21 protein-coding genes, 1 pseudogene and 1 riboswitch are annotated in these 19,588 nt (G+C 37.8%); of the genes and pseudogenes, 11 read left to right on the forward strand and 11 right to left on the reverse strand.

Annotation, left to right across the window (positions count from 1 at the left end):
- The first annotated feature begins 163 nt into the window (after positions 1–163).
- Positions 164–646: a winged helix-turn-helix transcriptional regulator gene (locus tag F936_RS08320; RefSeq protein ID WP_003652226.1), complete on the forward strand. Its 483-nt coding sequence runs from the start codon at positions 164–166 to the stop codon at positions 644–646.
- 16 nt (positions 647–662) lie between these two features.
- Here the strand turns inward: F936_RS08320 and F936_RS08325 are convergent, their stop codons facing one another.
- Entirely contained in the window at positions 663–2,054 is a 1,392-nt protein-coding gene (locus F936_RS08325) for an aminotransferase-like domain-containing protein (protein ID WP_005046605.1), read from the reverse strand.
- A gap of 123 nt (positions 2,055–2,177) precedes the next feature.
- Between F936_RS08325 and F936_RS08330 the strand changes: the two are divergent.
- A pseudogene (locus tag F936_RS08330) lies at positions 2,178–3,041 on the forward strand (DMT family transporter).
- Between the two features lie 2 nt (positions 3,042–3,043).
- Here F936_RS08330 and F936_RS08335 read toward each other — a convergent pair.
- The 4 genes from F936_RS08335 to tusD are packed head-to-tail and all read right to left on the reverse strand — an operon-like array spanning position 3,044 to position 4,439.
- Positions 3,044–3,355, reverse strand: a complete 312-nt coding sequence (locus F936_RS08335; RefSeq protein WP_005046608.1) for a TusE/DsrC/DsvC family sulfur relay protein — start codon at positions 3,353–3,355, stop codon at positions 3,044–3,046.
- Between the two features lie 18 nt (positions 3,356–3,373).
- On the reverse strand, positions 3,374–3,658 hold the full coding sequence (locus tag F936_RS08340) for a hypothetical protein (RefSeq protein WP_005046609.1): 285 nt from the start codon (positions 3,656–3,658) through the stop codon (positions 3,374–3,376).
- Positions 3,659–3,675: 17 nt separating this feature from the next.
- Entirely contained in the window at positions 3,676–4,026 is a 351-nt protein-coding gene (locus F936_RS08345; RefSeq protein ID WP_003652218.1) for a hypothetical protein, read from the reverse strand.
- Positions 4,027–4,070: 44 nt separating this feature from the next.
- On the reverse strand, positions 4,071–4,439 hold the full coding sequence (gene tusD, locus F936_RS08350) for a sulfurtransferase complex subunit TusD (protein WP_003652216.1): 369 nt from the start codon (positions 4,437–4,439) through the stop codon (positions 4,071–4,073).
- A 65-nt stretch (positions 4,440–4,504) separates the two neighbouring features.
- Between tusD and F936_RS08355 the strand changes: the two genes are divergently transcribed.
- From F936_RS08355 to F936_RS08385, 7 genes are all read left to right on the forward strand, one after another.
- A complete protein-coding gene (locus F936_RS08355) occupies positions 4,505–5,512 on the forward strand; it encodes an NAD-dependent epimerase/dehydratase family protein (protein ID WP_003652214.1) in 1,008 nt (335 codons plus the stop codon).
- Positions 5,513–5,628: 116 nt separating this feature from the next.
- Positions 5,629–7,023: a class II fumarate hydratase gene (gene fumC / locus F936_RS08360; protein WP_005046611.1), complete on the forward strand. Its 1,395-nt coding sequence runs from the start codon at positions 5,629–5,631 to the stop codon at positions 7,021–7,023.
- A 202-nt stretch (positions 7,024–7,225) separates the two neighbouring features.
- The gene (locus F936_RS08365; protein ID WP_005046612.1) at positions 7,226–7,543 is read left to right on the forward strand and encodes a hypothetical protein; all 318 of its coding nucleotides are present in this window, start codon (positions 7,226–7,228) and stop codon (positions 7,541–7,543) included.
- A gap of 270 nt (positions 7,544–7,813) precedes the next feature.
- The gene (locus F936_RS19395; RefSeq protein WP_005046613.1) at positions 7,814–8,044 is read left to right on the forward strand and encodes a hypothetical protein; all 231 of its coding nucleotides are present in this window, start codon (positions 7,814–7,816) and stop codon (positions 8,042–8,044) included.
- 303 nt (positions 8,045–8,347) lie between these two features.
- Positions 8,348–8,899 carry a cysteine hydrolase family protein gene (locus tag F936_RS08375; protein ID WP_005046615.1) on the forward strand — a complete coding sequence of 184 codons (552 nt, stop codon included), beginning with the start codon at positions 8,348–8,350 and terminating at the stop codon, positions 8,897–8,899.
- Between the two features lie 328 nt (positions 8,900–9,227).
- A complete protein-coding gene (locus F936_RS08380; RefSeq protein WP_003652204.1) occupies positions 9,228–9,719 on the forward strand; it encodes a hypothetical protein in 492 nt (163 codons plus the stop codon).
- Between the two features lie 150 nt (positions 9,720–9,869).
- A riboswitch (glycine riboswitch) is annotated at positions 9,870–9,957 on the forward strand.
- A 175-nt stretch (positions 9,958–10,132) separates the two neighbouring features.
- A complete protein-coding gene (locus F936_RS08385; RefSeq protein ID WP_005046618.1) occupies positions 10,133–11,377 on the forward strand; it encodes a D-amino acid dehydrogenase in 1,245 nt (414 codons plus the stop codon).
- 44 nt (positions 11,378–11,421) lie between these two features.
- Here the strand turns inward: F936_RS08385 and F936_RS08390 are convergent, their stop codons facing one another.
- The gene (locus F936_RS08390; protein ID WP_005046620.1) at positions 11,422–12,066 is read right to left on the reverse strand and encodes an A1S_1983 family putative colistin resistance protein; all 645 of its coding nucleotides are present in this window, start codon (positions 12,064–12,066) and stop codon (positions 11,422–11,424) included.
- A gap of 97 nt (positions 12,067–12,163) precedes the next feature.
- Here F936_RS08390 and ispF point away from each other — a divergent pair, with 97 nt between their 5' ends.
- Complete coding sequence (gene ispF / locus F936_RS08395; protein ID WP_003652198.1) at positions 12,164–12,655, forward strand: 2-C-methyl-D-erythritol 2,4-cyclodiphosphate synthase; 492 nt, start codon at positions 12,164–12,166, stop codon at positions 12,653–12,655.
- Here the strand turns inward: ispF and F936_RS08400 are convergent.
- The 5 genes from F936_RS08400 to glnL form a co-directional block, all read right to left on the reverse strand.
- Entirely contained in the window at positions 12,643–13,167 is a 525-nt protein-coding gene (locus F936_RS08400) for a protein tyrosine phosphatase family protein (protein WP_004643117.1), read from the reverse strand. The genes ispF and F936_RS08400 overlap by 13 nt on opposite strands.
- Positions 13,168–13,367: 200 nt before the next feature.
- Positions 13,368–14,282: an ornithine carbamoyltransferase gene (gene argF / locus F936_RS08405; protein ID WP_004643115.1), complete on the reverse strand. Its 915-nt coding sequence runs from the start codon at positions 14,280–14,282 to the stop codon at positions 13,368–13,370.
- Between the two features lie 112 nt (positions 14,283–14,394).
- A complete protein-coding gene (locus F936_RS08410) occupies positions 14,395–15,048 on the reverse strand; it encodes a TetR/AcrR family transcriptional regulator (RefSeq protein ID WP_005046622.1) in 654 nt (217 codons plus the stop codon).
- A 254-nt stretch (positions 15,049–15,302) separates the two neighbouring features.
- On the reverse strand, positions 15,303–16,796 hold the full coding sequence (gene glnG, locus F936_RS08415) for a nitrogen regulation protein NR(I) (RefSeq protein ID WP_005046624.1): 1,494 nt from the start codon (positions 16,794–16,796) through the stop codon (positions 15,303–15,305).
- Complete coding sequence (glnL, locus tag F936_RS08420; protein ID WP_005046625.1) at positions 16,783–17,892, reverse strand: nitrogen regulation protein NR(II); 1,110 nt, start codon at positions 17,890–17,892, stop codon at positions 16,783–16,785. The genes glnG and glnL overlap by 14 nt, the downstream gene beginning before the upstream one ends.
- A 341-nt stretch (positions 17,893–18,233) precedes the next feature.
- Here glnL and rimO point away from each other — a divergent pair, with 341 nt between their 5' ends.
- A complete protein-coding gene (rimO, locus tag F936_RS08425) occupies positions 18,234–19,577 on the forward strand; it encodes a 30S ribosomal protein S12 methylthiotransferase RimO (protein ID WP_005046627.1) in 1,344 nt (447 codons plus the stop codon).
- The last annotated feature ends 11 nt before the right edge of the window (positions 19,578–19,588 follow it).

Genomic DNA, 19,588 nt, shown 5'->3' on the forward strand with positions numbered 1-19,588 from the left:
TAGCAATTTTTAATAATAACTTTCTCTTTTTTCATAATGAAAATTTTTTTATAAAGTGGATAAGAAGTTATTTTTATAATGAATCTTGCATAAATCGTAGTAAGTGGTTTAGGATATAAACAATAGGGCCGTTGGGCTAGGAAATATCGAGGAACGCATAAAGATGAAATGGGATGACATCGGTGATCAACCTTGTTCGGTTGCTCGTATGCTATCAGTGATTGGCGATCGATGGACGATGCTAATATTACGTAATGCTTTTATGGGAATACGACGTTTTGACGATTTTCAAAAATCATTAGGCGTAACTCGTCATGTCCTTTCAGATCGTTTAAAGCGTTTGGTTGAATATGAAATATTAGCCAAAGCCCCTTATTTTGATCGTCAAGAACGCTTTGAATACAAACTCACTGATAAGGGCTTTGAACTTTATCCAATTATTTTGTCTATGGCGAATTGGGCAGATAAATGGATGGACCAAGGCTTAGGCAAGCCACTAGAATATCGTCATAAAACTTGTGGACATAAGTTTGAACCAGTTATGGTATGTTCGGTCTGCCGTGAGCCTTTACATGCAAAACAAGTGCAAGTCTCAGCTGGACCGGGCTATTTTGCATATATTGAACAAAAACAGAAACAAGCTTAATTTTTCTCTCTATAAATTATGAAGACTCTTGTTGAATAGCATCAGCAAGAGTCTTATAAATATGTTCATGATTTGACTGTGCTACATTAAATCGTATGAATTGACCTGCATTAGAAGCTTGGCTAAAAGCATTGCCTGGCGCAAGAATAACATTATGATTAATACAATATTTCGCAATTTTTGAAGCTTCAATACCCTCTGGCAAATGACACCAAACAAAAATTCCAGCTTGAGGTTTAATCCATGGCTTTATACCCAGAGGTTCAAGTTTTGTAATCGTATCGTGCATCGCTTTTGCTAAACGAACTTTTAATAGTTCTATATGTTTACGATAAGAGCCATCTGTTAAAGCGGTAAGCAAAACTTCAGCAGAAACACCATTGTGAGAAAAACTTGTGGCAATTTTTAGGTCGGTGAGCTGATCCATCCATTCAGGTTTGGCAATAATATAGCCACAACGAATAGAAGCAGATAACGTTTTAGAAAAGCTTCCAATAAAAATTACGCGTGAAAGATTATCTAAAGCCGCGAGTCTAGGGGCTGGTGTATATTCAAAATCTGAGAAAATATCGTCTTCAACTACTATTAAGTTAGATTGCTCAATCAATTTTAAGAGTTGGTGCGCAGTAGAAAGAGAAAGCGTTGCTCCAGTTGGATTGTGAATTCCTGAGTTGGTGATATAAAGACGTGGATTATAAGTCTCAATTGCTTCTTTAAATACCTCTAAGTTAGGGCCTGTTGGTGTGTAGGGAATACCAATAACCTTGACTTGATGAACTTTAAGCAATGCATGAAAGTTAAAATAACAAGGATCATCAATCAGAACGACGTCATCGGGCTTTAATAAAAAACGGAAAACTAAATCAATTGCTTGAGTGCCAGAATCTGTTAAAAGTACTTGATGTAGATTTGCATCTATTCCTTTTGATTGGGCACGTCTTGCTAACAAATCCCGCAAAGGTGGTAAACCTAACGGGGTTGAATAACCCATTAAACAAGCGTCTGAACTCCTTGCAGCTGCCCTTAATCCTTTACGAATGCTATCTAATGGCATCCAGTCATCGGGTAACCAACCACAACCAGGCTTAAACACATCTGCTTTCGCTTCTAAAGACTGGCGCGAAATCCATAGAGGGTCTACTGATCGTTCTAACTGGGGACTTAATTCACTTAATGATAGTGGTGCGAGCGGGCCGACAATATAAAATCCCGATCCTGTTCTTGATTCAATTTTCCCTAAAGCAATTAATCTTTCATATGCTTCTACGACGGTTGAGACTGAAAAACCTAAATCATTTGCTAATTTACGAACAGAAGGTAAGCGAGCTCCAGGCATTAAAGATCGATTTTTTATTTGTTGCTCAATCTCTGAAATGACAATTTCAATTTTTGTTTTGCTCTGGTTCACGGGCTTATAATCTCAACTGTACTGGTTGTTAGTACATAACAGTTCTTTTAAATTGTACTGCTTTGTATCTGGTTTAATCACCTTAGCACAGCTTAAATTCTTCGTATAGTGACGGAGAAAATTATGAATAGGTTTATGAATGGCTGGGTAAATGGTTTTATTGGCGTGGCTATTTTTGCAGGCTCGCTACCAGCGACACGTGTAGCTGTAATGGGGTTTGAACCGGGCTTTCTAACCGCAGCACGTGCAGCAATTGCTGGTATTTTAGGACTTATTCTTATATTGGTTTTAAAACAAAAGAAACCAGCCAAACAAGATTGGTGGCCTCTTGCTATTGTTGCTATAGGGGTGGTGATTGGTTTTCCGTTATTTACCGCCCTCGCTTTGCAATATATGAATGCAGCTCATTCAATTGTTTTTGTTAGTCTTTTGCCGCTTGCAACTGCAATATTTGCTGTACTGAGAGGTGGAGAAAAGCCGAATCAATTTTTCTGGATATTTGCAGTATTAGGAAGTGCTGTTGTTTTCGCTTATATGTTTTTTATTTCTGGTGATACATCACTTGGAATAGGGGACTTTTATATGTTGATGGCGATTATTTTCTGTGGCTTTGGCTATGCAGAAGGCGGTGTACTTTCGAGAAAAATAGGCGGGTGGTAGGTCATTTGTTGGGCGCTCATTTTATCATTACCCTTCATGCTGTTTCTTACTATTTTTTATATGCCTACTTCTTTCCAGAATATATCAGCATCAGCTGTAGTTGGCCTCATTTATGTGTCTTTGTTCAGCATGCTTATTGGTTTCTTTTTTTGGTATAAAGGACTTGCCCAAGGTGGTATTGCTGCCATTAGTCAACTACAACTCTTACAGCCTTTAATGGGTCTAGCCATTGCGGCAGCCTTATTGCATGAACATGTGAGCTGGTCGATGTTGGTGGTTACAGCAGCAACCCTTTTATGCGTCGCTGCTGCTAAAAAGTTTGCTTAGCTTTATAAACAATTTGCTGGTTTAGGAATACCTGCCAAACGACTTAAATGGCGGGCAACTAAACCAGTATTAAATTGTTGCTGTAAAACGGCATTATTAATATCTGGACTTACGGTTTTCATTAAAAATTTAATCAGTGGGCGAGTTGCTGGGGAGTGCCCAAACTGTTGATAAAACTGACGCACAGCAGCTAAAACTTCGAAATGCCAATCGGTTAGTTCAAGATCAAGTGACTTGGCAAGCTCTTGTGCAACTTCAGGATTCCAAATTGTATAATCAACCAAATGACCATCTTGGTCTAATTCTAAATTCATGAAACTAGCCTAAATCTATTATTTAAGAGAAATACAGCGATTAAACGTTAAAACCAGATCTGCAAATTGATCATAGTCGAGTACATTTATCTGGGCTAAAGTATCTGTATCGAGTAAATCTTTTTCGATACTTAAGCATGAAACAGATTTAAACTGTTGAATAATTTGAGCTGAAAGCCGCGCAACAGAATCACCCATAAAAATAATTTGGTCACCTACCTGATAAAGATGACCTAACTCATCAATAATATTCGGTGTATTGTGATAAGTAGATTGCACGAGATAAAGTGTTGATGGATTCATTAAATTTACACCTTCATCTACCAATATAAGACATGGTCAAAAGACTGAATGAACTCATTATTTAACTGAATGAATTCGAGCTCTTGTTCTGTTTGCTGAACAAAAGGATTTTGTTGATTTTTGCTTTCGATAAGAATGGGGCTTAAATCATAAAATTCAAAGCTTTCGACCATATTTGATGCTACTTTGAAGGTATGATGAAACTGGTTAAAGCTCAGGTCATTTTGCAAGAGACTAAGAGCAGCATCTTTCAATAATACTTTGACTGGTGAGCCAAAGGTTGCTAAAACCATAGTAGCGGAAAGGCTTTCATTGATTTGAAGACTAGTTAAGTTGGCTTGGCTTAAAATGACGAGTACAGATTTCACACAATATACCTTTTAAAAGCAACAATCTAAGCAAACAAAGTAACTTAAAATTGAATAAGACGAGATGCTGACTGTACCGCATCAGCAAGTTCACCTAACCCGACGAGTTGAAAGTCTTTGGCAAGGTTGTAATGAGTAAGGTGATGGCGACTGGCATTTTCTGCATCGGTAATACCACGAGCGAGGGCAGCACTCACACATACAGGAAGTCGAATCGAAAGCTTTTGCCATTCATGCGTTAAATTACGCTGGTCGTCAGGAACCCATTGAAAATCATTAGCAACCTGCACGCCATCTTGGTAAAAGAATACACGAAAGTCTTCATTTTTACTTTTGAGTGCCTGAGCAAGTCCTAACGCATGCCAAGCATGAATGGAAGTAGGAGCAGAGGTAATTAGTAGTAATGTACTCATTAAGAATTCACTATGGTCATACGTCTAAATGGGCGTAGATGCATTAAGAGAAAGGTAAGTATACAATGATTTTAGTGACAGGTGGTTTAGGCTTTATCGGTTCACACATTGCTTTGAGTCTAATGGCCCAAGGGCAAGAAGTGGTAATTGTCGATAATTTGGCTAATTCGACCTTGCAAACGCTGGAACGGCTAGAGTTTATTTCTGGTATGTACGTTCCATTTGTTAAACTTGATGTACGTAATACACCTGCATTGAATAAGGTCTTCGAGCAATATTCAATTGATGCAGTTATTCATACTGCTGGGTTTAAATCAATTGAAGAATCTAATCTTAAACCTCTTGAATATTATAATGATAATGTAAGTTGCATCATGAGTTTACTGCGTGCCATGCAACGCACAGGTGTTCGTCACTTTATTCAGCTGTCAAGCCTTGCAGCTTATGGAAAATCTGGTTTGCAATTAAGCGAAACAGAAGAATTTAATTACACTTATCCTAATCCTTATATTAAGTCTCAACAGATGATTGAAGAAATTATCCGTGATACTTATAAAATTGATCATGAGTGGAAAATTGCAATCTTGCGCTTATCTAATATTGTCGGTGCATTTGAACATGGGGTGCTCGGAGAATATGTCGCACAGCTCCCTAAAAATATTGTACCGCTTGCGATGCAAGTTGCAGCCATGCAACGTGATTTAATTGAATTACAAGATCAAGCTGAAACATCAGACCATACGACTGAACGCAGTTTTCTACACGTTTTAGATGTGTGTGAAGCTGTAACTGCAAGCTTACATTGGCTACGTAATCAAACACATTGTTGTGAGGCATTCAATATTGCCCATGACCAAGTTCACTCTATTCGTCAATTACTAGATGAAATTTCACAGGTAACTCAAGCCGAAATTGCGACTCAACCTGCGATTTATAAGCATGTAGAGTTAGGTCAGGTTGGGGCAAATATAGAAAAAGCAAAAACATTATTGCAATGGACACCTAAACGCTCGTTAAAACAAATGATTGAAGATGAATGGCGCTTTTATCAAAATACATTAAATGGAAGATAAGATAATGATTCTTATTTACAATAATGGAATGCTTGAGTACGATATTAAAAATTAACTAGCCAGAGCAAATACTTGCTTCAGCCCGTAAGTTCTTTAACCAGACAACTGAGGTTTCTATGCAAACACGAATTGAACATGACACTATGGGTGAGATTGAAGTTCCAAATGAAGCATTGTGGGGAGCACAGACTCAACGCAGCTTACAGAACTTTAAAATCGGGCAAGAACGATTACCACGTGCCATGATTCGAGCAATGGGGCTAGTAAAAAAGGCTGCTGCGATAACCAATGCTGAGCTTGAACAGTTACCGCAAGATTTGAGCCAATATATTGTGGGCGCGGCTGAAGAAGTAATTGATGGTAAATGGGATTCACAGTTTCCTTTAGTTGTCTGGCAGACTGGTTCTGGTACGCAAAGTAATATGAACTGCAATGAAGTTATTGCAAATATTGCAAACCAAAAATTAGGTCAAGTGTTAGGTGCCCAAAAACCTGTACATCCAAATGACCATGTCAATCGTGCTCAATCAACGAACGACTCATTTCCAACGGCAATCCATGTTGCTGCAAGTCTGCAAATTAATGAATTACTCATTCCGGCAGTAGAACAACTTAAAGCGACTTTGCAAAAGAAATCTGATGAGTTTCAATCTATTGTTAAAATTGGCCGTACCCATTTACAAGATGCAACGCCATTAACTTTAGGTCAAGAATTCAGCGGCTATGTATCTCAGCTTGAGCATGGTGTAGTGCGCTTACAGCAAGCTTTAAGTGGTTTATATGAATTGCCACTAGGTGGTACTGCAGTAGGTACAGGGTTAAATGCACATCCTGACTATGCAGTGAAATCAGCTGCGCAACTTGCCTTGCTTACAGGCTTACCGTTTGTGACTGCTCCAAACAAATTTGAAGCACTTGCAGGACGTGATGCTGCTGTTTTTGCTTCTGGTGCATTAAAAACGCTTGCAGTGAGTTTAAATAAAATTGCCAATGATATTCGTTGGTTGGCAAGTGGACCACGTTGTGGTTTTGGTGAAATCCGTATCCCAGAAAATGAACCTGGTTCAAGCATTATGCCGGGTAAAGTCAATCCGACACAAAGTGAAGCAATGACAATGGTTGTTGCCCAAGTGCTTGGAAATGATACGACCATTAATGTGGCAGGTGCTTCAGGTAACTTTGAATTAAACGTATTTATGCCAGTGATTGCTTACAACTTATTGCAGTCTATTCAGTTGCTTGGCGATGCTTGTAATAGTTTTAATGATCACTGTGCGGTGGGAATTGAGCCTAATAAGGATAAAATTGATCACTTCTTACATAACTCTCTCATGTTGGTCACTGCTTTAAATCCAGTGATCGGTTATGAAAATTCTGCAAAAGTTGCAAAGACCGCTTATAAAGAAAATAAAACTTTAAAGCAGGTCGCTGTTGAACTTGGTTTGGTTACGGCAGAGCAATTTGATGAAGTGGTTAAACCTGAAAAAATGGTTTCACCAAATAGTAAATAATCTCTTCTGCTGGGCTTTTTTATTGTCAAATACTTCTGTAATATCCGCGAGTTGCTAAGTACAACAAAAGTCCTGAATGATCAGCGCAAAAAATCATAAGGGGAAGGCCTGCTTGAAAAAGTGGGCTTTTTTATACCTTGAAATGTTAGTGTCATATCTAGACTTTATTTTTGCTACGTTATTTTATTTTAAGTTCAAATAAATGAAAAAGACTAAATCAATAGTTGTTTTAGCAATAACAGCTTGTATGTTGTCGGGTTGTCTACAAATGTTTCCACCTACTGTAGCTGAGGTGAATCCTGGTGTTTACCAACTTCATGCTCAAAGTAATGCATTTGGTTCAAGAGAAGCTTTGAGGTCAAAGTTAATCAGGAAAGCAGAAGAAATATGTAAAGATAAAGGTTTTGATGAGTTGGATAGCAATAACAAAATCGTAAATCATCATACTGTCTATAATTCAGGACTGTTTATTCCAGTGAATACCAAAGCAGCCATTTTAAAAGTTAAGTGTAAAGATTAATTTAAATAGAAGTTAGCCCACGTGATAGTCAGTTCTGTCAGACATATGACGGTACAAGAAACCTGAATCAGTATCGACTAATGGCGGGGTTTTTTATTGTTAAGTATTTCTGTAATATTTATATATTAGTTTAGCGCTGAATGATGAGTGCTAGAAATCAAAAGAAGGGCGGATCTTTTTTCACTAGCTTCATTTCTGCTTGAGAAGAGGAAGCGAGCTTTTTTATTATTTAAGAAAAAACATAATTTTTTAGATGGAATTTAAATAGTGATGTACACAATTAGATATGTTCATCGAAACAATACTTGCTATATTGCTTCGAATATCGAAGGGAATTTTATTATTCTTGAGTCAATTGATTCAGAATTCCGTATGGGCCATCAAATTTCTTATGATGGTGAGAAGGTATTTAACCTTACTTTGAATGATGAAACTGATGCAGTCATTAAACTACAGAGTGATGAAAAAACAGCATATGAATACTTACTGTCAGTTAAATAAATTAGTTTTTTATTATGAAGTATTTCTGTAAGAACTAGGTAAGAGTAAAGGTACTTCACAGAATAAAAAAGTTAAAAAGCTTTATTTCTTTTGAAAAAGCTATGGTATGGTTAATCACGCTTTAATTATGGGCAGTTAAAATAAATGAACTGTTTTTTGAATAAAATCACCACAACCACCACGATCTTTAAGGAAGGCTGCGTGTGATTTTTTATTAAAGTGAATTAATAAGATAACCAAACCCAGCCAATAATGGCTGGGTTAATTTTTCTCTGTTCATTATTGGTTTTACAGAGAAAGATTATGAAAGAACTCAGTAGTAACTCAAAATCGGCTTTACTCGTCATTGATATGCAAAATGGCTTATTTAACGGTGAACCTAAGCCACATAATGTCAAACTTGTACTTTCAAATATTCTTAGCCTTATTGAATATTGCCGGTTGAATGATAGACCAATTATCTTTATTCGGCATGTTGGTGAGAAAGGTACGCTATTAGATCCAAACGGCCCGAACACTCAACTAATTACAGATTTACCTTTTAATCCACATAAAGATACAGTCATTGAAAAAATGTACCCTAGCAGCTTTAAAAATACTCTTTTAAAAGAAGTATTAGAGAAACTTGATATTGATGAAATCATAATGACTGGAATGAAAACTGAATATTGTATTGATACTACTGTTAGAGCTGCTTCAGAGTATGGATATAAAGTGACACTAATTTCAGATGCACATACAACAACTGATTCAGCAGCTTTAAATGCTCTGCAAATCATTGATCATCATAATCAAGTTTTAAGAAATGCTTTTGTTCAGTTAAAAACTACAGCAGAGTTTATTTCTTCAGTTTAGTTTAGAACTAGGATGAACAACTTTATTAAAAAGTCTTATTAGCTTTATATCTATTACGGCATAAGATGCCCTGCTAAAGACAAGTTATTGGTGGAGTTTATAGCGATGGCAAGAATTGAGTCTGCATCAACAAAGAGCTCTTTTCGGAGGGCTTTTTGTCAGGAGGGTGTAAGTTTCAGTAATTAATGGCGAATTAGCGTTGTATAAGCTGTCATAATTGCTAGAATACGCAACACTTCAAAATACTGTTTTTCTAAAGTTTTGATAGAATTTTGATAGGTTCTTTTTTAACTTATTAAAAACAGAAACTTACGTTTGGAAATTTTCAATGCTCTCTATTTATTTAACAGATACCGAACAACATGTGCAATTTAATGATTATCCCGGTGATCAGCCTGTTAAGTTTCTGTTAAATCTTAAAAAGATTTTCCCAAGTACAGGTGACCTGTTATTGCCAGTTTTACCTGATGATAATGATCTAGAAAATGTAACATGGGAATCAACTTCAGAAGATTTTGATGTCTTTAAAAAGCTATTAGCTGGATGGGGTGTTATTGAACTTCGTTTAAATGCAATTACGGCTTATAAAGATAAAAACTTTGCGAATGAGTTAGTGAAACAAGCTCAAGCGAAACGCAAAAAAACTGCCCAAAAAAATCATGAACTTTCTTTGGTTGCACTTGATTATATTTTTATGCACGAAGTTCACGCATTGATTGATGCAGAACTGGTCACTATTGGTGAGAAATTTTATTTACCGACCTTGCGTGAGCAATGGAAGGGTACAGTTTCAGACCCAGTGCTCAATGGAAAACTCTAATTAAACACAAAAGGTGAATTCATAAAGATTCACCTTTTTTATTTTTATAATTAAATTAATGATTTATAAATTGCTAATTGCTGGTACAAAAGTTTACAAGAAAAGAATGCGTTTTTTTTAAAGTGGCAGATACATTGCTTATATAAATACAAAATTATTGCGGGAGAGAGGTTCGAAAGAACCCGCCGAAGGAGCAACAAGCCCGGAAACTCTCAGGCAGAAGGACTGTAATAATTAAAAAATCTGGAGAGAAGCTTAGATTTATAAGAATTGAAAATAATAACTTATAAATTATAAACTCACCGAAGGGGAAGATCTAAACGTTAAAAGGTAACGTTGGGGTCGAAACTCTCAGGTACCAATGACAGATGGGCTGTACTGATGAAATGTTTTGCATTTCTGAGGAGTCTGTTATGCCACATGTTATTGTGATAGGTGCGGGAATCACAGGGGTTACCTCTGCCTATGAATTATCGCAACTAGGTTATCAAGTCACAGTGATTGATCGACATCTATATCCTGCAATGGAAACATCATTTGCCAATGGAGGGCAATTATCGGCTTGTAACGCCGAAGTATGGAACCAAAAAGCTACTGTAGTTAAGGGCTTTAAGTGGATGAGACAAAAAGATGCGCCGCTATTACTAAATCCTTCATTTAGTTTGCATAAGTATAGTTGGCTGGTTGAGTTCTTATCCCATATTAAAAACTATGAAGCTAATACGATCGAGACGGTCCGATTGGCATTACTCGCCCGTAAGCGCTTGTTTGAAGTTGCAGAAAAAGAGCAACTTCAGTTTGATTTGGAGAAACGTGGTATTCTTCATATGTATCATAGTAAGGCCGATTACGAGATCGCTAAACAAGTCAATGATGTCTTGAATAAAGGTAAATTGGAGCGTTATTCAGTTTCACTTGATGAAATGAAAACGATAGAGCCATCGTTAACGGGTGAATATTTTGGTGGCTATTACACACCAAGTGATGCAACGGGGGATATTCATAAATATTCAACCTCTTTGGCTGAAAAGACTAAACAATACGGTGTTGAGTATAAATTTGGTTTGGAAGTCACAGATATTAAGTGTCATCCAGACAAAGTGATCGTAAGTTGTCAGCCAAGCGCAGAGCATCCTTATCTTGTTGAATCCGATAACATCCAGATTAAAGGTGACGTGCTTGTGGTTTGTGGTGGTGTAGGGAGTTATCAACTCGCCGATATGATTGGTGAGCGAGTAAATGTTTATCCCGTAAAAGGTTATTCAATTACCGTGCAATTAAAAGATGAGCAAAGTGTAAAGAATGCACCGTGGGTAAGTTTACTAGATGAAAGTGCTAAAATCGTGACTTCTCGTTTAGGTAAAGATCGGTTGCGCGTGGCAGGGACTGCTGAATTTAACGGTTACAACCGCGATATACGGGCTGATCGTATTCAACCATTGGTGAATTGGGTAAACCGTAATTTCGATATTTCAACCGAGCATGTGGTGCCTTGGGCGGGTTTAAGACCTATGATGCCTAATATGCTACCTGTGGTGAAGCAGTCTAAACAACCTCGTATTTTTTATAATACAGGACATGGGCATTTAGGGTGGACTTTGTCTGCGGCGACAGCAGTTTTAGTGGGTCAGGATATTGCTCAAAAATATCCGGTCTAGAAAGTAAAAAGCCAGTGTTTAAACACTGGCTTTTATTTTACGTATTAATCATATAATCGGTAGATTCCGCTAAAGCGTTCACAGCCTTTTTGTTGGGTTTTCACATTAAGTAAAGCTTTTTGAAAATTAAACTGATATTTACAGTTGTGCTCATTGTCTAAAATTTCACTTTTTTGTTCAGGCGAACTATAGGCCATTAAGGAAATCGTTTGAGTTTCTTTACGGTTATTTGGATTGCGGTATGCGATTCCTTCAATCTTGATTTTATCCTTTGCAAGCTGATGGACTTGAATGTGAACAGGTTGTGCAGCTATACGTCCATTTTCAAACTTAAGATAATGTTGGGTAAGCGTTTGCTTAAGTGATGCATAAAAATTTAGGTCATCAGTACGTAAATCAAACTGTTGCTGAACGCATGTATTACTCTTGCATTGCTGAGTATGTTTAGACCATAACTTTTGTGTATCCTGTAAAAGCTGTAAGGGGGCATCAGTAACTAAATATGCGGAAAGATATTTATTATCGAGTTGTTTCTTCGAGTCACTAAATGTTTTTGAGCAGATTTTAAGCTCAGTTCCGGAATTGGAGCAGTCTATTGATTCTGCAAAGACAAGAGATGAACACAAACAACTCAGTGTCACGGCAAAACTTAATCTTTTCAATTGATTCATATCAGTATTAGACAGCATGATCGCTTATACTTTCAGTCTACTTTGCTAGGTGTACTATAGCGAAACAGAAAGGCTGAATACAAGATTTCTTAAGTTTTTATGGAAGGTAATAGTTATGGTTGCTCAAATTCGCATTGGACAAGGAATGGATGTGCATGCCTTTGAGGCGGGGGACTTTGTTACATTGGCTGGCATTCAAATTCCACATACACATGGCTTGAAAGCACACTCTGATGGCGATGTGGTTCTTCATGCTCTGTGTGATGCTTTGTTAGGTGCTTTGGCACTTGGAGATATTGGACAACATTTTCCTGACACCGACCCAGAATACAAAGGCGCAGACAGTCGAGTATTGTTAAAGCATGTTTACCAACTCATATTGGATCGCGGTTATCAGTTAAATAACGCTGATATTACGGTGGCTTGTGAGCGTCCCAAATTAGCTAAGCATAATTTGGAAATGCGTCAAAGCATTGCTGATGTTTTAAATGTAGATGTTAATCAAATCAGTATTAAAGCGACGACAACCGAAAAACTTGGGTTTACCGGTCGTCAAGAAGGTATTTTAGCTACAGCAACTGTTCTAGTCTCTCATCACACTAAGTGATCGACCTGTTGCAAAGACTGTTGAAGCTCTAGAGTTGCCTTACGGCCTTGTAGCTGTAAGGTAATGCTATGAATAAGACCTGTCCAAGTTTCATTAGGTTCCCAAATTTCATGGAGTAAATCTTGAGAAGTAGGCATGTCCATATTCATATAAAACTGTCTATAGACATACATGAGGCAACTAGAGCGATCGTTTTTAGTACAGTGAATCCAGACAATTTCATTCTGGACTAAATGATCAATAAGATCGAGTACTAATAAACATTGCTCGGCAGATGGAGTCTCCCAGTCAATTGGAATATGGATATAATTTAAACCGAGGTCTAAACAAATGCGATCTTCATTTTCAATATGATTTGGTGCGTTACTTAAAGCGAGATTAATGACTGTACTGCAACCATATTCTTTAATCAGTTTCAGTTGTTCGATTGAGGGTTGAGCTGAACTAAATAAGTGCTCATGAATAACAGAAAAAGTAGGGATTTGAGCTAATGATTGTTCAAGAGTGGTCATGATCGTACTCAGCAAGAGTGAGTTTGGCTTATTGTGTTCAATGTTATACACGATTATATATGAGAGATAAAATACGGCTTGCTTATATATTCGTCAGCCTAAACAAGAATATTAAAAAAATTATACTAAACAAAAGAAGTAATTTAGAAAATAAAAAAACAGCACTATAAAAGTGCTGTTTTTAAAGAAAGAAATTAAGCTTATTTCAGGTGCTCATTTAATAAAAATTCCATCAAGGCTTTTTGTGCATGTAGGCGGTTTTCAGCTTCATCCCAGACCACTGCATTTTTATGGTCTAGCATTGTTTCAGAAATTTCTTCACCACGATGGGCAGGTAAACAGTGCATGAACAAACAGTCAGGATGAGCAAGTCCCATTAATTTTTCATTGACCTGAAAAGCAGCAAAGGCTCTTTCACGAAGCTTCTGTTCTTCTTCTTGTCCCATGCTTGCCCATACATCTGTCACAATGAGGTCAGCATTCACAGCAGCGTCTTCTGCATTGTCAAAAACTTCAACACAATGACCAAATTCTGCTAGAAATTCAGGTTTAGGCTCATATCCTTTCGGCGATGCAATTTTGAGTTTAAAGCCCATCATGTGTGCAGCTTCAATATATGAGTTACACATATTATTGCCATCACCAATCCAAGCAACAGTTTTGCCTTTAATGCTACCGCGGTGTTCATTATAAGTCTGTAAATCTGCAAGTAACTGGCAAGGATGATGGTCATCTGTCAAACCGTTAATAACAGGAACTTTTGAATACGATGCAAAACGTTCAACAATGTCATGACCGAAAGTACGAATCATCACAATATCAAGCATACTTGAAATTACACGTGCTGAGTCTTCAATCGGTTCACCACGACCTAATTGTGTGTCGCGAGGCGATAAAAAGATCGCACTACCACCAAATTGATTAATGCCTGCTTCAAAAGAGATACGTGTACGCGTGCTTGATTTCTCAAAAATCATTCCCAATACTTTACCAACAAAAGGTTGGAATACCTGATTGTCATGTTGCATTTTTTTAAGTTCGCTTGCGCGTTCTAAAATGCGGTTAAGTTCTAGAGTGGATAGATCACGTAAAGTCAGGAAATGTCTTAGAGCCATGTAGCTACTCCATAATAATTGTTAGGAAATACAACAATTATCTGTTGTTGGCTGGGTGGATGTGGAAAAAAAGAAGTCTACTATACTATAAGCATTTTAAAATGCAAAAGAATTAGACTTTATGATGGCCTCTTAAGAAAACATCAACACAATAGTTAATATAATCAATTACTTCTTTTTCATTGGGTGGTAGAGGCATCCCCATAATTACGCGCCATTCTATATCGCGTAAAATTCCAAAATACATTAACGAAGAATGATTAGGAGATGTGCAAAGAATTTCTTCAGCCTGATGGGAAATTAGAAGTGCCTGAGCAATTGTGTTTTGTATATGTTGAGCGCATTTTTCATATAGATATTTGCTCAAAGTTGCATTGCATTGTGTTTGTTCAATAACCAAACGTAAAAAAGCGATATGTTCGGGTTGAATAATATGCTTATAAAAGCGAATGAGTGTTTGAATTAAATAGTTGCGTAAAGATGTTTGGGAGGGTTGAAAGGGCACAGAAATATCTTTAAAAAACATTTCACGGCGATAATCGCAAATTGCGGTAAATAAGCCATCTTTATTACCGAAATATTTATAGATAGAAGTTTTTGAACCTCCAGCATGATTAACAATGTCATCAAGAGAAACGGCATCATATCCTTTTTCCAAGAACAGCTCAGTTGCACTTAGCAATAGAGCTAAGCGACGTTCTATACCTCTGCGTGTTTGGGGTTTTTCACATACTAAATGATGTGACTCAAGGACGGAATCGTGCATAAAATTTCATAACAACGGTTAACTTTGCTTGTTTAGTATAGCAAAACTATCTTTAAGGATGGTCATCACTATTTTTTTAGATCATCTGCTGAACAATAATCAACTCATTTAAAAAATAAATGAATAGAAAATATAAGTTTAGAGTGAGTTTTGAAAGGATTTAATGATGTAACCTGATGTTCATTTTTAAATTTAATAAAAAATAAAGCGGCTAAGGATGTGTTAGCCGCTTTTTAATTTAGTTGGTAAGTTGTTTAGGCTTCAGTTTGGGTAATCTTATGTTCATCTTCTTCATCATCGTCAGCAGAATCCATTCCAAGTTCTTTTAACTTGCGAGTTAAGGTATTACGGCCCCAACCCAGTAATTCTGCTGCGTGGCGTTTACGCCCGCGAGTTTGCAGTAAGGCTGCATTAATTAAGGTACGCTCAAACATTGGTGTTGCAATGTCCAGAATCTTCATTTCACCATTTTTAAGTTTTTGAATCGCCCATTGGTTAAGTAGTTCATCCCAATGATGTAGAGAAATGCGTTCAAATGAAGGGGCAGATTGTCCAGCATCAGTATTCTTTTGCAATGGAACCTGTTTGAGTTCAGAAGGTAAATCTTCTGGATACACTTCACGCCCGGTGATCATTACAGTTAACCAGCGGCACGTGTTTTCAAGTTGTCGAACATTGCCGGGCCATGGCAACTGTTGCATATAGTCTGTTGTCTCGGTACGTAAGATTTTTGGACTCACGCCAAGTTCTTTACCAGCACGCGCAAGAAAGTGCTGAGCAAGCATTGGAATATCTTCGCTACGGTGAGCAAGTTTAGGAATGTGAATGCGGATCACATTTAAGCGATGATATAAGTCTTCACGGAAGCGACCTTCATTTACCAGCTTTTCTAAATCCTGATGCGTTGCCGCCACAATTCGAACATCAACTTTGACTGGGATGTGTCCACCTACACGATAGAACTCACCGTCAGCGAGCACACGAAGTAGTCGAGTCTGTGTTTCAAATGGCATGTCGCCAATTTCATCAAGGAATAGTGTTCCGCCATTTGCTTGTTCAAAGCGGCCTTGATGCTGGGTGTTTGCTCCTGTAAAAGCGCCTTTTTCATGACCAAATAACTCGGTTTCAATCAAGTCTTTTGGAATTGCTGCCATATTTAAAGCAATAAAAGGCTTAGCACGGCGTGGGGAGTGCTTGTGTAAAGCATGCGCAACTAGTTCTTTACCTGTACCTGATTCACCATTAATTAAAACGGTAATATGAGATTGAGATAAACGGCCGATGGCGCGGAAAACCTCCTGCATTGCCGGAGATTCACCAATAATTTCTGTTGATTGAACAGGTAAAGCTGTTTTTGTAGCTTCTTGCTGTTGTAGCTTGTTGATATGCAGGATTGCACGATTTACTAAGGCTAAAGCTTCATCAATATCAAATGGCTTTGGTAAATATTCAAAAGCACCCGTCTGATAGCTTGAAACAGCAGACTCTAAATCGGAGTGTGCAGTCATAATAATGACAGGTAAGTCAGGATGAGTGTTTTTGACTTTAGATAAGAAAGTTAATCCATCAATCCCAGGCATGCGGATGTCAGTTAAAATGACATCGGGAGCATCATGATGTAAACGTTCAAGCGCAGTTTGTGCTTCTTCAAAATTGGTAACATCAAAACCCTCTTCTTTAAAGGTCTTTTCCAATACCCATCGCATGGCGCGATCATCATCAATAACCCATATTTTATTTCGCGACACGGTCTGACTCCCAAGGTAAATATAAGCTAAAAATAGTTTTTCCAGGAACAGATTGGCATTCAATCATTCCGTTATGTTGATGCATAATATTCTGTGCAATACTCAGGCCAAGCCCAGTACCTTTTGCTCGTCCAGTAACCAATGGGTAAAACACAGACTCTAAAATACTTTCAGGAATGCCTGGTCCATTATCTTCAATGTCGACCCGAACGGTAGATCGATTCAGTACACCATTAATCGTGACAAGACGCTGTATTCGCGTACGCAGAATTAACGCCGGTTCCTGATCTATAAAAAATGCTTTGTTCTCTGTAATGGCTTGAATTGCATTTACACTAATATTGAGCATGACCTGTATTAACTGATCTCGATCGGCATTAACATCGGGTAATGACAAATCATAGTCACGTATAATTTTAATTTTCTTCTTTGTCTGGTTTGCAATAAGAGAACGTACTCGTTCTAAGGGTTCGTGTACGTTAACATTTTCATAGCTTGGTAGTTGTCTAGAACCTAACATGGTATCAGCCAAGTTAGTTAAACGATCTACCTCATTAATGATGACATCGGTGAATTCTGCATAAGTCTTATCATTTAAACTACGAGCGAGTAACTGGGTTGCTCCCCGAATACCTGCAAGTGGGTTTTTAATTTCATGTGCAACACCACGTACGAGCTGCCTAGCTACCTGATGCTGTTGAACCAGATTTTCTTCTTTTGAAATCTTTAACATGCGATCGATTGGATTAAGCTCAATCAACAGTAATGGATGGTAGCTTTTACCTGCATTTAATTGAGAAACTGTGTAATCCACATGGAGGTCTTTAAAGTTGACATTAATGACAGCTTCTCGACGCGTATAGGGTTGTCCGGTTTTTATAGTGTTCAATAAAGCTTCATGCGTATTAAAAGTATCGTCAGGGGCATGAAGCAAGTTTAAAACGGGCTGTCCTGAAGCACGGAGCAAACTAATGTCAAATAGTGCTTCGCAGGCTGAATTTAAATAAAAAATGTTCAAGTTACTATCGATTAATAAAATCGCAGTAGTTAAATTGTCTACCAATAGGCGATAGTCGATAGGGTTGTGTTGATCCATTAGCGAATCGTTCCTGTCTTAAAATAGCGCAATGGCATCTTCTTGGTTATCGGATTTTCACCGTTATAGAACATGAACGATGCAAAATATACGCCAACTTTGTTTATGGGTTATTTTAAAGTTTTAAGGTACTTAAAAACGCGCTGAAATCGTTCTTTATATCTTTTGATCAAAGCGGATGGCTCAAGTTTAGATAATAACATGATCTAAATTGGTGCAAAGGTGAGTTTTGGTGCAAATGTTGGTTGTATTTTGGTGCATTACACAAAGAGTAGGCTTTCCACCTATGCTTGAGACAAGAAAAGACATACAATACGCGCATTCAAGTGGAGCGCAGATTCATGAAGACCCCCAAAGTCGGTTTTGTTTCTTTAGGTTGTCCTAAGGCATTGGTAGATTCTGAACGAATTTTAACTCAGTTAAAGACTGAAGGTTATCAAGTTGCATCAGATTATGATGGTGCTGATTTAGTAGTTGTTAATACCTGTGGTTTTATTGAATCTGCGGTACAAGAGTCGCTAGATGCAATTGGCGAGGCCATGAGTGAAAATGGTCGAGTGATCGTTACTGGGTGCTTAGGTAAAGATGAAGACAAAATTCGTCAAATGCATCCAAACGTTTTAAAGGTTACTGGTGCAGCAGCTTATCAAGATGTAATGGAAGCTGTACATGAATATGTACCAGCACCACCTAAACATAATCCGTTTATTGATTTGGTTCCTGAACAGGGAATTCGCTTAACACCAAAGCATTATGCCTACTTAAAAATATCTGAAGGATGTAACCATCGTTGTACCTTCTGTATTATCCCGAGTATGCGTGGTGACTTGGTTTCTCGTCCAGTCGGTAGTGTATTAGAAGAAGCTGCTGCGCTTAAAAGAGCGGGTGTTAAAGAAATCTTGGTTATTTCTCAAGATACATCAGCTTATGGCGTAGACACCAAGTACAAACTTGACTTCTGGAATGGTCAGCCTGTTAAGACAAAATTCTTCGACATGTGTGAAGCTCTAGGCCAAATGGGCATCTGGGTGCGTTTACACTATGTGTATCCATATCCACATGTGGATGCGGTGATTGATTTAATGGCACAAGGTAAAATCCTGCCATATCTAGATATTCCATTCCAACACGCAAGCCCACGTATTCTTAAGTTAATGAAGCGTCCGGCTCACAGTGAAAATACACTAGAAAAAATTAAGTTGTGGCGTGAAAAATGTCCTGATCTTGTGATCCGCTCTACTTTCGTGGTCGGTTTCCCAGGTGAAACTGAAGAAGATTTCCAGCTGTTGCTTGATTGGCTCGTAGAAGCTCAACTTGATCGTGTAGGTTGCTTTACCTATTCACCAGTAGAAGGTGCAACGGCAAATGATTTGCCAGATCATGTACCAGAAGAAATTAAACAAGAGCGTTACGAGCGCTTTATGCAAGTTCAGCAACAAATTTCTGCTGCTAGATTGCAAAAACGTATTGGTCAAACGATGACTGTTTTGGTCGATAGTTTAGAAGATGAATATCCTGTTGCCGTTGCACGTTCTTATGCCGATGCTCCGGAAATTGACGGTAATGTGTTTGTAGAAGATATCGATAAGAACACTATTCAACCGGGCGATATGTTGGAAGTCGAAATTACCGATGCGGATGAATACGATTTATTTGCAAAGTTAATTAAAATTAAATCGGTTTAATCGAAATATAT

It is taken from the genome of Acinetobacter calcoaceticus DSM 30006 = CIP 81.8 (genome assembly GCF_000368965.1).
Taxonomy (GTDB): Bacteria; Pseudomonadota; Gammaproteobacteria; order Pseudomonadales; family Moraxellaceae; genus Acinetobacter; species Acinetobacter calcoaceticus.